Here is a 14,211-nt window from a genome sequence, read left to right as displayed (position 1 = left end):
GCCGGGCCAAAATTCATGTTTCCAAGTGTCTTCAGATGGTGCCGCCCAGCTCCGCGGAGATCGACTGGAGCTCTTTGCCGCCGGCCATCAGGTTCTGCAGGCCATCGAGGCTGATTTCATGTTTGGCAAATGTGCCAAGCGTCTTTCCCCTGTTCAGAGCTGTAAAACGGTTGCCGACGGCAAAAGCGTGTCTGACGTTGTGGGTAATGAAAATCACGCCCAGACCTTTGCGACGAACCTGATCGATGTACTTCAGGACCATCGAGGTTTGCGCAACACCGAGCGCAGATGTCGGTTCATCGAGAATGAGGACTTTCGCCCCGAAATACACGGCGCGTGCGATCGCCACGCATTGACGTTCGCCACCGGAGAGCGTGCCGACGGCCTGACCGGGTTCACGAACATCGATGCCGATTCTCTTCATTTCTTCGCTGGTCACGCGATCCGCGAATTCCATGTCCATGTATTTGAACGGACCGAAGCCCTTCAACGGCTCGCGACCCATGAAGAAGTTTCTTGTGACAGACATCAGCGGGATCATCGCCAGATCCTGGTAGACGGTAGCAATCCCGGCATCGAGCGCATCTCTTGGCCCGGTAAAGAGATGTTGTTTCCCCTCGACGAGGAAGTCGCCGGATGTCGGTCTGTGAACGCCGGAAAGAGTATTGATCAGAGTTGATTTTCCGGCTCCGTTATCTCCGAGAAGACACAGAACCTCTCCTGCGTGAACACTCAGCGAAACGCCGTTGAGTGCGATAATCGAGCCGAAGTGCTTTACGAGGTTCTTGACCTCGACGAGTGGTGTCTGGGTCGTGCTCATCAGCGTTCTCCCGTCACACGCTTGCGAATGATGTTGTTGAAAATAACCGCAATCAGCAGCATCCCGCCGAGGAAGACGAGGTACCAATCCTGGTCGATTGACGTGTAGGTGAGACCGATCAAGACCATGCCGAAGACGATCGATCCGAAGAACGCACCGATTGCCGAACCATATCCTCCAGTCAGGAGACATCCGCCGATGACGGCCGCAATGATGGCTTCGAACTCCTTTTGGAATCCCCGTCGTGCGTCCGTTGAACCCGCATCAAGCACGGTGAGGATCGCGACGAGAGTGGCGCACATGGCGGTAACAATGAAAAGGGTCGTCTTTACGCGCGCGACGGGAACACCCGACTTGCGAGCTGACTTCGGGTCGCCTCCGGATGCAAAGATCCAGTTTCCAAACCTCGTGCGCAGCAGAACCCAGGTCGCGACGAGTGCAATCAGCACAAACCAGAGAATTTCTACGGGGATACCGGGGACTTTCGGCGTTCCATTGGGGAAGGTCTCGATGACGCCTGCACTGCCAAGCCACGTGAAGAGGCCCGGGAAGGCATCGCCCGAGAACAGCGGCGCAAGGGGACTGTCCGCCACAGCTTCCCTCATGCCGCGAAGCTGTGTTGAACCGCCGCTCGCCCACTTCAGTCCGACGAGCGTGAGGCCACGAAGAATGAAGAGAAACGCAAGCGTTACTATGAACGATGGAAGTCCGGTGCGCATGGTGAGCTGGGCGTTGGTGACACCGATGACCACGGCGAAAGCAAGCGCGATCAGGATCGCGACGCTGAGCGGCAGATTAAGGACCACAAGGGCCGTGCCAAAAACTAGCCCTGCGAACGCGACCATCGAGCCGATCGACAGATCGAATTCGCCGCCGATCATCAAGAGTGCCGCGCCAACCGCAAGAATCCCCAGTTGAGCAGCTGGCGCCATGAAGTTTACAACGCCTGCAAGTGTGAACATGGCAGGGTTTGCGGTCAGCATGAAGAATGTTGTGACGAGCACCAGTCCTGCGACTGCGCCGAGTTCCGGACGTCGCGCGAGCGCGGTCAAAGTCGAAACCTTTTTCAGGCGCTCGTCGGATCGAGTCGGGGACCCGTTCTGTTCGTTGGCCAGCGTCATGGTCGTACCTCAGATGTCAGTTGTTTACGTGCGCCGTCGGCTGCCGTTCACGCTTCACGCGGATCGGATGTCGGGCGATGAGGGCAGCCCCCGCTGGAGGTGCGGGAGCTGCCGGATGGGTCCCGCTCAGCGGATACCCTGGGAGGACTTCTCAATCACCGAAGCGGCGGTATCCTTCTCGACAAAGCTCGGACCCGAGGCAACGTTTCCAGCAGGAATCGTGCCATATCTTGCATTCAGCGCGAGGAATGTGACTGGCAGATATCCCTGGAGATAGGGTTGCTGATCCACGGCAAAAAGCGCCTTGCCTTCCGAAACAGCCTTCAGGAAATTGGCCGAGAGATCGAAAGAAGCGACCTTGACCTTGTCGCCATTGCCCATCTTCTCGACAACAGCAACCGCTCGCTCACCGACGAGCGGCGCCGACAGGCCAAGCACGACATCGACAGAAGAATCCGAGGTTAAAGCAGCCTGAATCTTTGATTCAATTTCCGCCGGGTCGGCGGACGTCGGCAGGACCGTTACCTTTCCACCTTCAAAGCCCTTGGCGGTACCTGCGCAGCGCTGGTCAAGGGCGGCATTTCCCACCTCCTGGTTTACGCACAGCACATGCTTCATGCCCAGAGACTTGAGTTTTTCGCCGACCTTGGCCCCTGCGGTAAGTTCGTCCTGGCCAACATGAAGCTTGATGCCAAGCTTTTCCGTTGCGGCAATGCCGGAATTCATGGAAATGACGGGGATACCGGCCGCGATGGCCTTGGCAATCGCCGGGCCTAGCGCATCCGGATCGGGATTGGAAATTACAATGCCCGCCGGGTTTTGATTGACTGCGGCCTCAATGAGCTGAGCCATTGCGACCATATCGAAGGTCTCGGGTGCCCGGTAGTCAACCTTGGCATTGATGTCCTTGCCGGCCTGCATCATTCCGTTTTTCACGATCGACCAGAAGGGGTCAGAAGCTTGTCCATGAGTGACGGCGATAATGCTGGGCTGCTCCTCGGCTTTGACGCCAACCGACCAAGCGCCAATCAGTGACACGGCAATAGCCGCAGAAGCGAAATTCTTCCAAATGGATTTCATTTTTTCCTCCTCAATGTCACCCACTCCTCTGAGTGACGAATTCGAATGCTACCGGGTGCAAATGTGTTTGCTACCGGGTGCAAGCGGGTGCATGTTATGTCAGAATGCGTTAAAAGCAAGCATTCATTTCACTGAATCAAAAAAATGGAATTTATGTTCCATTACCGGAGAGTTTATGCGGAAGAGAGCAACGGCTAAACAGGTGGCAGATGCGGCGGGAGTCTCCAAGTGGACCGTGATACGAGCTTTCACACCGGGAGCTTCGATTACCGACGAAAGCAAGCGGAAGGTACTGGAGACCGCTGCAGCTTTGAACTACACGCCGAACCTTCTTGCACGAAGCCTTGCTACCAACTCGACGGGGCAGATCGCTGTCTTCGTGGACGACTTTTCCAACCCGCAAAAGCTTCCTTTCCTTGAGGCGCTTACCGAGAAGCTCCAGGCCGCAGGCCTGGTCGTGATGCTGATCAATATCAATAGCCACTTTAACCATGTGAACGCACTTCTCCATGCGGACCAGCGTCAGGTCGATGCCATCATTCTGTTTGGTACAGCGTTTCGCGACGAAACACTGACAGACCTGCAGCACGGACGCGGCATGCCGCCTATGTTCGTGCTTGCACGTGACAGTCAGATCGACGGCGTGCCAGCGGTTGTCTGCGACGCGGAACTTGCTCTCAGGGAGATCGTCGACCACCTTCATGCGCAGGGATACAAACGCCCGGGCTTCATGAGCGGTGCTGCCGCTTTGTCCACGGCTTTAAAAAGAAGCCATTACTTCACGGAGTTCTGGGCAGAAAAAGGCATCCAAAACATCGTCCAAATGAGCGCGGAAAAATACAGTCTGGACGCTGGTGCGGCCTCGGTGAGGAAGTACTTAAGCGAGACTTCACCGCAAGATCGCGTCGATGTGCTAATGTGCGAAAACGACATTCTGGCGATGGGCGCAATGGATGAGATCCGGGCAAACTTTCGCCTTCAAGTTCCCGAAGATATTGCGATAGTGGGTTTCGACAACTACGAGATATCCGGTTCGTTCGGATACGGTATTACCACCTACGAGCAACCGCGCGACGAAATGATTGATGCAATTCTGAGTATGATCAAGGGGAGTTCGGCTTTGAAGACGGTAACTCTTCGGGGACAGCTTGTCGTTCGACGCTCAACTTAAACGCTGTCGACTGATCACAGTTGAATATTCTTTGGGACCATCCGATCGGAACGTCACAAAGTCGCGGCGAAGCTTGGGTGTCATCCGAACTGGATTTCATCAACGAGGCAGGCATGCAGTGTGCGTACCAACCGCCTTGGACGGGATCGAGCCGTCGACCTGCCACTACTTCAAATGCAAACTCGCAGATAACCGCGCCAGATCAAGTACCTGGCCCACTTGGAATGTCGGGAAGGGTGTCGTGCGGGGCTGTCTGATGTTGGGGTATCAAAGGCTAGAGCGAACATCGAAGGATCTGCTGCCTTGTCGAGTTCGGCCATTGCGGCATCGGCGTCGATGGTCACTGAAATGGCCTTGCCCAAACTGAGGGCGCACTTGCAAAAAACGTCGAGCGAACCATTCATGGCCTCCGGGCTGCCATCGCCCCATCCTCCACCTCTATCGCCCAGGAACGGTTGAACTACTTCGCAGCCGCTCGTTACGATCTAGACCCATCAGGAACTGCTCTCACGACGATCCCGCCACTCTGTCCGTAATGGAGTGAGCGACGGGACAGCAGATGAAGCCTAGCCTGACATGCTTCAGCCGAGGGGTGGGTAGTCGGTATAGCCTCGCTCGTCGCCCACGTAGTAGCTGGACGGGTCGGACGGCGCCAATGCGGCATTTTGACGGAAGCGTTCGGGCAGGTCCGGGTTGCTAATGAAGAGAGTTCCGAACGTCACTGCGTCCGCCAGATTGCTTGCTATCGCCCGCTCGCCACTTTCTCGGTCATATCCAACGTTTACGACAAACAAGCCGGAGAACCGCTTTCTCGCCTCGGGCGCCAGCAGCTTGAGACCCTCGGGAAGCTGCGCCGACTCCATGAAGTGAAGAATGCCCACCTTCCTCGTTTCGAGAGCTTCGACGGCGAACATATAGGTGCCCTCCAGGTCGCTATCGCCCATGTCGTTGTAGGGTATCCGGGGCGAGAGCCTGACCGAAACACGGGAAGCCCCAAATACCCGGATTGCGGCGTCGGTTGCTTCGAGCAGGAAGCGGGCGCGGTTTTCTACAGGGCCGCCATAGGCGTCCGTTCTCTTGTTGGAACCGTCCTCGAGGAATTGGGCCGGCAGATAGCCGTTGGCGCCATGCACCTCAACCCCATCGAAACCAGCGGCCTTGGCCGCACGCGCGGCGGCCTCGTAGTCCTGAATCGTACTGTGGATCTCGTCGAGGGTGAGGGCCCGGGGGGTGACGGTCGGCTTTGGCCCCTCGGGCGTGAAAGCCTGGCTATTGAAGGGCACAGCCGAAGGTGCGACAGGCAAGGCTCCGCCATGGAAGTCTGGATGAGAAGCGCGGCCGGTATGCCAGAGTTGGGCGAAGATGAGGCCCCCGGCGTTGTGCACGGCCCGGGTGACCTTTCGCCATCCCTCGATCTGCTCGGCCGTGTGGATTCCCGGCGTATTCGTCCAGCCGATCGCCTGGTCGCTGATCTGAGTCCCCTCTGAGATGATCAGGCCAGCGGTGGCGCGTTGGGCGTAGTAGGTTGCAGTGAGCTCGTTCGCCACATGGTCTGGTGACCGCGCTCTTGTCATCGGGGCCATGAAGACGCGGTTCTTGAATTCGAACATCTCGGTCTTCAGCGGGGTCAGCAGTTTTAACTCAGTCATTTTGACGCTCCAGTTGATCTGGACGCCTAGGTATACGTTGTAGACTTGCTGTCAATCAGGCACCTTAAATCGCCTTGGTAGGCCTGAGGATACCTGGTCGCCGTCTTGGTTGGGCTCAATCAGCCCGTTTTCCCAGCTGAATACCGCTGAAACCGTCATCTGATCGTCGGGCGTCGAAGGCTTCTCGCGCTGCATTGACCTCCGGCAGCTTGTCCAGCGTCCACCGGTGAAGCTCGCCGAACGGCTTTTGCAGTGTTTGGCCCAGCTTGGTGATCTCATACTCCACAGCCACCGGCGATACGGACACGATGCGACGAGTGATGAGGCCGTTGCGTTCCAGTTTGCGGAGACACTGTGTCAGAGCCTTCTGGCTCACGCCCTCCAGACGCTTACGGATGAGGTTGAACCGATGAGGTCCGTCCGACAGAACCGCCAGAACCATCATGGACCACTTGTCGGCGATCTGATCGAAGAGTGTCCTGCTGGCGCAGTCCGAGGAGAAGCAAATCGGATCTAATTCCATGACGATACGCACCTTCACAATCCATCCATGTCGATATCTTTATGCGCACAGGTAGCCCATGTATACTTGTATTTCCCGAGGCGCTTCCTCAACACAAACTTCAGCCGGGTGCAGCAGACTCAAAATGGCCGGATGTGGGGTGCGAAGCGATCATTGCGTGCGGGCCGCGAGTGGGCCATCAAAACCGCGCTGCCAGCATCGTGCTCTTGAAAGGACACGAACCAGCGACCCCGTTATTACGAAATTCCCTCAGTACGAGATACGTATGCTAACCAAGATCTTGGCTTCACCGCACGACTGATTTGGGTCTGGGACCAAATGACCCGTTCCAATATCCAAACTGAGATAGCGTTCATTTATCGACAGTTCTGAAGGAGCCAGCTCGGAACATCCAAGTCATTCGCAGTTGGATCGTGGCATCACAAAGAGGCACGGAGCGCCAGACGAGGCGGGTACCAGGCTTTGGAAGATTTGCGACAGCGCGCTCGATTTCAAACTACAGAACCCTCCACAAAAATGGTCGCCCCTGCCGTTAGCTGTCTGCCGATATTCCTTGGTAGAGCCACTTCCAGGTCCTGTCGAAATGGAGATCGACAGACTGTCTTGTATCAAATTCGGCGCTGCCCATCATCGCGGATGAGGTGGGCATTGCGACAAGACAGTGGATGAGATGGCTGGCGATCAGGCTCACATCCCCGGTCGCAACCATGCCCGCATCCTGCGCCGTCTGTACAGCATCGACGAGCCGGTTCATGATCGGATCGGGCTGCGGCGGGATCGGTCTTTTCTTTTCGAACACGACCGCTTCACTGAAAGTGATACGCTTCAGTGCAATGAGGTTCGGTTCCATGTTGATATGCAGCAATTCGCGCATCAGGGCCCGCAGGCGCTCAAGAGCGTTGCCCTGTACCATCGGTAAGTCTCTCAGCCGCGCCACCGCTCGGGCGTGTGCGTGTTCCACCACCGCTTCGAACAGGGCGACTTTTGAGGGGAAGCGGCGATAAACAGTATCCTTGCCTGCCCCGCACTGCGACGCGACCTGCTCCATGGAGGTGCCGGCAAAGCCGCGCGTGGCAAAGAGCGTGGTCGCAGCGTCGATTATCCGTTCGGCTGCGGCGTTCTGTTCCGCCTTCAAGGGACGACCGACCCGCGCCGTCGCGTTTGTTCTTTCTGACACCAGATTTCCTCCGCACTCGCCCGCGCTTGCCCTGTTTGAAGACGTCCAGCAGGATTGCCAACATAAAAGTTGACCAACACTTTCATATTAACTGGACAGGACAGTCCCGTTTGATTTATTCACTCTAGCAGATTTCCCAAGCTTCGACCATGGGGGCGAATTCGTGAAGCAAGGTCTTTCCTTTAAAAACACTCTGACAGCCACAACTTTTCTGTTGGCGACCCATGCCCTGGCGCAGGAGCAGGCCACACAATTGGAAACAATCGTCGTCCACGGCAATGCTGGGGCGGCTGGAACATCCGCGGCGATCGTCGCCAAGTCCACTCGGTCGGCAACGAAGACCGGAACACCTGTAGTCGAAACGCCGCAATCCGTTACGGTCATAACGCGCAATCAGATCGACGACCAGAACCCGCAAACGGTCGGTGAAGCGCTGCGCTACACAGCCGGTGTTTTGTCTGATCGGGACTCGAATTCGCGTTACGATTCTGTATTTTTGCGCGGCTTCGGCGCATTTGGCACGGCCACAAATTATGTGAATTATCTGGATGGCTTGAAACTTCAACGTGGTCAGGCCTTTGCAACACCCTCGATTGATCCTTTTTTCCTTGAGCGCATCGACGTCCTGAAGGGACCGGCAGCGCTTCTTTATGGCCAGGTAAGCCCCGGCGGCCTTGTCAATCAGGTCAGCCGCAAGCCATCAAGTGTGCAGTCAAACGAGGCCAGGCTTGAAGTCGGGACCGATGGAAGGGTTCAGAGCGGTCTTTATTCCACCGGTGCGATCACCACGGATGGAACATGTCAATACGGCATCGGTATTGTTGGCCGCTCCTCCGGAACACGTTATGACGATGTGGATGAAAAGCGTCTCGGCATTGCGCCGTCCCTCAAGTGGCAGCCGGACGAGGATACCTCGCTCGTTGTTTCAGGCTATTATCAGCGCGATCCGGAAGGGGGCTATTTCAACTCACTTTATCCGCGGTTTCTAGCGCCAGCAGGCTATGCCGGTTTCCTCAGTCGGGACCTCAATGTCGGGGATCCGAATTATGACGCTTTCAGGCGCACCCAGTATGGTGCAGGTTACGAATTCGAGCACCGGCTTGATGACCAGGTGACTATCCGCTCCAACTTCCGGTATTCCGGCGTGGACAGCGATATGCGTTCGCTGCAGATGAACGGGCCAATGTCCGCGACGGGTATTATTCCCCGCTGGGCCGTCCATTCCATCGAGGACGCCCAAGGCTTTTCCTTCGACAACCAGGCTGAATTCAAGTTCGAAACTAGCGCCATCGGTCATACGCTTCTTGCCGGCCTCGACATTCAGCGCTCAAGCAGTAGCTGGGAATATCTGCTGGGCGGAGCGACGCCGCTTGATGTGGCAAACCCGGTCTACGGCCGACCGGTCGGTCCGTTCATGACGGCGATCGACAATGATCAGTCGCTTCGCCAGACAGGCATCTATCTCCAGGATCAGATCGAGATTGGCGGGCTGCGCGGTGTTTTCGGAGTGCGACACGATTGGGCCCGTCAGGATACTGACAATCTCCTCTCCGGAACATCGTTGAAACGATCCGACAGCGCAACAAGCTATCGCGCCGGCCTGCTTTACCTTTTCGATAACGGTATAGCGCCCTATGTCAGCTACTCCACCTCGTTCGAACCCTCCACCAGCGTCGGCGCTAATGGCAGCCCGTTGAAGCCGACGGAAGCGCAGCAGTATGAGGCGGGCATCAAGTATCAACCAGCAGAGCTGGACGCGATCTTCACGCTCTCCGCTTTCGATATTCGCCAGCAGAATGTGGTCTATTACAACTCCTCATCAGGCTTCAATGAACAACAGGGTGAGATCCACTCCCGCGGGCTGGAGTTCGAGGCGAGGGGAAACCTCACCAGCAATCTCGAACTGATCGCTGCGGTTTCCCTGCTCGATACGGAAGTCTCCGATTCCGGCATCACATCCATCGTAGGCAACCGGCCGCAGGCCGTACCACGCTACTACGGTTCTCTCTGGGCGAACTACACAGTCGATTCCGGTGCGCTGGAGGGCTTAAGCATCGGTGGAGGAATGCGTTTCGTCGGCTCCAGCTATAGTAACGACACCAACACGGTGAAAGCCGATGGCTACACCCTGCTTGACGCCGCACTTCGCTATGATTTTGGAGCAACGAACCCGAGACTCAAGGGGCTGCAGGCGACACTGAACGTCACCAACCTGCTCGACAAGGATTATTACTCCTCCTGCAGTTCCGAGTATTATTGCCAATATGGCAACGGCCGCACGGTGCTCGCCGGCCTCAGGTACAAATGGTGATGTCGTCGTGATCATAACGAGACGAGGCTTTTGCATCTCCTTTGCGGCAGCCGGCATCCTTTCCGGCATTCAGCCCGCTGGAGCCGAGCAGCCGGTTACCGTGAGGGATATGGCGGGGCGCAAGGTGCACCTCCCTGCCCTGCCGAAAAGGATCGTTCTGCTGGAGGCGCATGACCTGCTCACGATGTCGCTCCTGCATCGCGATCCTGCTTCGCTAGTCGTGGGTTGGGCCGCCGTCGATCGGCTCGACAGCGGTGAATTGCAGACGATCCTGCTGAACGGCCATTCCGTCAGCACGGTCGGGACGCTGAGCCCGGACACGCTTTCCCTTGAAGGGCTGATCGCCCTGTCTCCTGACCTGATCGTGACCACAGCCTTCATGACACCGCTGAGTGATGAGAATCCCCTGCTGCAGAGGCTGCAGGAGATCGGCATTCCGGTGGTATTCAGCGACGCCTCCTCAAACGCGGACGATGAGGCGCGGGCAAGCGGCCCGGTTGACGCGATGAAAGCATCTATGCGCATGTGGGGAACACTTCTGGGTGCTTCAAACAAAGCCGAGGCTTACATCGCCTTTGTCGAGCAGGAACTGGCGGACATTGCGACGCGCGTTTCCGGTGCGAAGCCCGTCACGACCTATCTGGAGGTCCAGTCGACGCTCGACGACTGCTGCTGGGCGGCGGGCAGAAAGAACTGGGGCGAATTGCTGGCGCTGGCCGGTGGTCAACCGCTTCCTGGCGTGCTCGCGCCTTGGTTTGAGAAACTGTCGCTCGAATATCTTCTCGCCACACCGCATGAGGTCTACATCGCATCCGGTGGCGGCTGGGCTTCTGGCGGTCGGCCGTCCATCGGCCCTGGAATCGACGCCGAAGAGGGTCGACGGGGGTTGCAGCATCTGATTGAGGGCCGCCCGAGTTTCGAGAATCTGCCGAGCGTTCGTTCAAAGCGTGTTTACGGGATTTGGACCGGCTTGATTACCAACATGCCCCTCAACGTGGTGTTTATCGCCCAGGCAGCCAGATGGCTGCATCCGGATCGATGTGCCGATGTCGATCCAACCGCCATTCTCGACACCATCAATCGCGACTTTGCAGCCTTTCCCATAAAGGGACCGCTGTGGGCGGCGATCTGAGACACGGAGCCACGCACGATGCCATCGACCAGCAACAACCGATACCGCGCACATGCCGCAGTCCAGTTTGAAAAGATCAACGACTATATCGAACCGATTGTTGAATCGATTGCAACTCACGACATGACCGTTAAGACGGCAGGTGGCATTCATCATATCCATTCGCCATTTGGCGACGCCACATTCGAGGCTACCGGAAACGGTTTTCGGTTGACGGCGGAAGCTTCCGATCCCGGCGGCCTGAACCGGCTGAAACATGCTTTGGCCGGGCCGATCGGTTTTATCGCCGCCCGTGAAAATCTCGATATTCAATGGGAAGGCGATCATGCGGATCCAGCCTTGCCCGACGATCTGCGCATCTTGCGGGTGCAGACCATTGAGGACCTGTCGCACGGCTTTCGCAGGATCGTTTTCGAGGGCGAGAACCTCGAACGTTACGACCGGAAAGACCAGCTCCACTGTCGTCTTATTTTCCAGCCACGCGACATGGCCGCGCCACGCTGGCCGCTACTCGACCATCGTGGGCATGTCGTCTGGCCGGACAATACTGCGGTTCCGACGCGCGTCTATACGATCCGCTTCATCGACACGGCAAGACAGACAATCACAATCGATTTCGCGCTCCATGCCAATCCCGGCCCCGCGACCGTGTGGGCGATGGATGCACGGGCAGGCGATGTCGTCGGCATTCTGGGCCCTGCTGCGAATGGCCCGGGGCCGGCCGACTTCTACGTTCTCGCCGGCGACGAGACTGCATTGCCCGGCATTGCCAGAATTCTCGAATATCTACCGGCGACGGCAGCCGGCCATGCCTTTATTGAAATCGATACGCCCGCCGACGAACTGCCGCTCTGCTCTTCCAGCGGCGTTTCGATCCAATGGTTGTATCGCAACGGAAAGGGTGCAGGGACAACGACGCTGCTTCAGGACGCAATTGGCTCCATTCGATGGCCGACATGTAGAAAGAGCGTCTTCTTCTGGGGTGGATGCGAACACAAAGCCTTCAGTGCCATTCATCGTCACCTGAAGAAGGAAGTGGGGCTTCCGCGTGACCGCTTTGTGCTCTATTCGCACTGGCACCGTTCCCTCAGCGAAGATGACATCATCGCCAGGGGCGGCGATGCCTATCTGCCTTAGTGAAGAGAATGAGTTTGCTCTTGAGCGGAATCGAACCTGCGACCTGCCAAATAGCTAACTGAATTATTGATTGATTTAACGTACGTGGATTGGTAGTGCGGCGTAATCGCCTGTCATGGAAATACTCGATGCGCGGCGGCGGTGGAACCATGAACAGCGCGGATCTGTAAGAGCGACCAGATCAACAGGTACGGGCGAGTAGCCCCCAACCGCGTGCCCGCGACGTAAGCCGCGAGGGTCGCCTGCGTTGAAGTGGTCGCCACCAATATCGCGAGCGATCTCGGTAAAAGCGGACATAGCAAGATCAGTCCCGACGATGCCTAAGACAATCGCCCCCAGGTCTAGATCTGCTTCTCTCTGACCGCCGCAAGCGTTGCGACCTCACCCTTAAGTGCGAGGCAAGCTCTCGGCCAAGCGCCCTTGTCCGCGCCGAGCGCGGTCTGAAGCCAGGCGAGCGTAAGACGTCGGGTCGCTTCCAGTACGTCTGGTGCTTCAGTGTCTGTTTCCTTTGCGTCGAGAGCTGCAATGCCGCCAAGACCATGCCCGACCCCGTGCATCATCAGCATTTCTTTAGCGCCCGGTGCATCGTGGAATGCATCTGCATGCCACTCAGGACCGCGGGTTGTAAAATGCGGATTGTCCATATCACCGCAAACGACGAGGCTGCGTGTCGAGAGCGTCGAGAAATCGACGTCGAAAAACGGAAATCGGGCAGCACTCTCAGGCGTCATGTCCTTGCCGCCGCGGCCCGGTGTCGTCAGGAGAACGCCGGCCGAGATTCTTGGATCGGAAAAATCCTCACCATCCACCTGCGCGCCGAGCAGGAGCCCAACGGTGTGGCCGCCAAAGGAATGACCGACCGCGCCGATGCGTGAATGATCCATCCGGCCAGCAACGGCTGGCGCCTCCCGTTCAATTTCGGCCAACTGGCCAAGGATCGCCTTCATCTCATTGACACGCTCGCGCCAGAAGAATGGCGTGCCGGATGAATTTGACGGCAGGCCACCGACGCGAGAACTCGCATGCGTCGGCTGGATCACCACGAACCCTCTCTCGGCCCAAAACTGGACTAGAGGAGCGTAGCCGTCCTTTGACGGAATGTAGTTGGATGGGCCGTAGCCATGCGACAGCAGCACGATCGGAAGCTTGGCTCCCGTAGCGGGGGCGGTCAGACGCAGTTCCAATGGCTGGCGGCCGTGCATCGAAAGACGGATCGGCGTGTAGGCTACGGTGGGAGCGGCCTCAGGTGTCGGAATATGCATTGCGAGATTGATCAGATTATTCATGGGTCTGGACCTTCAAAGGTTGATTTGGGTGATGATGTTAGGCGAGCGAATGACCGGCTTCGCGATATGAGGTTTCCGCGTCCGCTCCGGCCGGGATCTTCATTGGCGCATCGCTCTCTGTCACAGACCTCCAGACAGCCTCTGCGACCTCATCCGGCGTCGTGACTTCAGTCCCGGATCTCAACTTCGTCAGGTAGTCTTGGACGAAGGCTTGGTAAGGCTCGGGGATTTCCATGCCCATGCGCGAGACAGCATTCTTGCCGAAGCCGGTCGTCGGTGCAGAGCCAGGTAGGACGAGTTTAGCGCGGATGCCGAACAGCGCCGCCTCGAGCGCGAGGCTCTCCGTGAAGGCATTGAGCGCTGCCTTGCTGGCGCTGTAAACCGAAAGCGCGGGCAACGGCCTTATCGTGACGGCCGAGCTGACGTTAACGATGACGCCTGAGCGACGGGACCGCATCTGCGGAAGGACAGCTTTTGACATCGCCATCGCACCGAAGACGTTTGTCTCGAACAGTTCGCGGATATTCGACATCTCTGTGCCTTCAAGCACATTGAGCATGCCGACCCCGGCATTGTTGACCAGAGCATCGATCGTGCCGGCGGTTTCGACCGCCTCAGCAATGCTGTCCGCGCTGGTGACATCCAGCTGCAAGATTTCGAGCCTGTCGTTCGAAGGAAGAAGGTCGCTTCGCGGCGTGCGCATGGTTGCGACGACGTCACACCCGGTGTTCAAGAATTTTTGTGCGATGGCGAGGCCGAAACCGGACGAGCAACCGGTGATGAGGATCTTTGGCATGTTCCGTC

The 14,211-nt window shown here is 57.4% G+C and carries 12 protein-coding genes; 4 read left to right on the top strand and 8 right to left on the bottom strand.

Going from position 1 to position 14,211, the window contains the following annotated elements; translation table 11 throughout:
* Nucleotides 1-31: 31 nt before the first annotated feature.
* The 3 genes from ACQZ6D_RS19925 to ACQZ6D_RS19915 all read right to left on the bottom strand — a co-directional run bounded on the left by ACQZ6D_RS19925 (nt 32) and on the right by ACQZ6D_RS19915 (nt 3,021).
* Entirely contained in the window at nt 32-820 is a 789-nt protein-coding gene (locus ACQZ6D_RS19925; protein WP_080850482.1) for an ATP-binding cassette domain-containing protein, read from the bottom strand.
* Nucleotides 820-1,941 carry an ABC transporter permease gene (locus ACQZ6D_RS19920; RefSeq protein WP_065662701.1) on the bottom strand — a complete coding sequence of 374 codons (1,122 nt, stop codon included), beginning with the start codon at nt 1,939-1,941 and terminating at the stop codon, nt 820-822. The genes ACQZ6D_RS19925 and ACQZ6D_RS19920 overlap by 1 nt, the downstream gene beginning before the upstream one ends.
* Before the next feature lie 126 nt (nt 1,942-2,067).
* On the bottom strand, nt 2,068-3,021 hold the full coding sequence (locus ACQZ6D_RS19915) for a sugar ABC transporter substrate-binding protein (protein WP_019565640.1): 954 nt from the start codon (nt 3,019-3,021) through the stop codon (nt 2,068-2,070).
* Nucleotides 3,022-3,196: 175 nt separating this feature from the next.
* Between ACQZ6D_RS19915 and ACQZ6D_RS19910 the strand changes: the two genes are divergently transcribed.
* On the top strand, nt 3,197-4,192 hold the full coding sequence (locus ACQZ6D_RS19910; RefSeq protein WP_065662699.1) for a LacI family DNA-binding transcriptional regulator: 996 nt from the start codon (nt 3,197-3,199) through the stop codon (nt 4,190-4,192).
* A gap of 581 nt (nt 4,193-4,773) precedes the next feature.
* Here the strand turns inward: ACQZ6D_RS19910 and ACQZ6D_RS19905 are convergent.
* From ACQZ6D_RS19905 to ACQZ6D_RS19895, 3 genes are all read right to left on the bottom strand, one after another.
* Nucleotides 4,774-5,841, bottom strand: a complete 1,068-nt coding sequence (locus tag ACQZ6D_RS19905) for an alkene reductase (protein WP_448730178.1) — start codon at nt 5,839-5,841, stop codon at nt 4,774-4,776.
* A gap of 115 nt (nt 5,842-5,956) precedes the next feature.
* Nucleotides 5,957-6,364 (bottom strand): winged helix-turn-helix transcriptional regulator, encoded by a 408-nt coding sequence (locus ACQZ6D_RS19900; protein ID WP_080802563.1) that lies wholly within the window; start codon nt 6,362-6,364, stop codon nt 5,957-5,959.
* Nucleotides 6,365-6,896: 532 nt separating this feature from the next.
* Nucleotides 6,897-7,541, bottom strand: a complete 645-nt coding sequence (locus tag ACQZ6D_RS19895) for a TetR/AcrR family transcriptional regulator (RefSeq protein ID WP_448730179.1) — start codon at nt 7,539-7,541, stop codon at nt 6,897-6,899.
* A 163-nt stretch (nt 7,542-7,704) separates the two neighbouring features.
* Here ACQZ6D_RS19895 and ACQZ6D_RS19890 point away from each other — a divergent pair, with 163 nt between their 5' ends.
* From ACQZ6D_RS19890 to ACQZ6D_RS19880, 3 genes are read left to right on the top strand one after another with little or no spacing between them, the layout of a single operon-like run.
* On the top strand, nt 7,705-9,852 hold the full coding sequence (locus ACQZ6D_RS19890; RefSeq protein WP_448730180.1) for a TonB-dependent siderophore receptor: 2,148 nt from the start codon (nt 7,705-7,707) through the stop codon (nt 9,850-9,852).
* Nucleotides 9,853-9,859: 7 nt separating this feature from the next.
* Nucleotides 9,860-10,984 (top strand): ABC transporter substrate-binding protein, encoded by a 1,125-nt coding sequence (locus ACQZ6D_RS19885; protein WP_448730181.1) that lies wholly within the window; start codon nt 9,860-9,862, stop codon nt 10,982-10,984.
* 18 nt (nt 10,985-11,002) lie between these two features.
* Entirely contained in the window at nt 11,003-12,121 is a 1,119-nt protein-coding gene (locus ACQZ6D_RS19880) for a DUF2218 domain-containing protein (protein WP_448730182.1), read from the top strand.
* A gap of 341 nt (nt 12,122-12,462) precedes the next feature.
* Here the strand turns inward: ACQZ6D_RS19880 and ACQZ6D_RS19875 are convergent, their stop codons facing one another.
* Both ACQZ6D_RS19875 and ACQZ6D_RS19870 read right to left on the bottom strand, forming a co-directional pair.
* Nucleotides 12,463-13,407 (bottom strand): alpha/beta hydrolase family protein, encoded by a 945-nt coding sequence (locus ACQZ6D_RS19875; protein ID WP_448730183.1) that lies wholly within the window; start codon nt 13,405-13,407, stop codon nt 12,463-12,465.
* A gap of 37 nt (nt 13,408-13,444) precedes the next feature.
* Nucleotides 13,445-14,203 (bottom strand): SDR family oxidoreductase, encoded by a 759-nt coding sequence (locus tag ACQZ6D_RS19870; RefSeq protein WP_448730184.1) that lies wholly within the window; start codon nt 14,201-14,203, stop codon nt 13,445-13,447.
* Nucleotides 14,204-14,211 lie beyond the last annotated feature (8 nt).

It is taken from the genome of Agrobacterium sp. 22-3639C2, assembly GCF_053522105.1.
The sequence above is the reverse complement of the archived record's forward strand: the minus strand, read 5'-3'. Positions and strand labels throughout refer to the sequence as shown.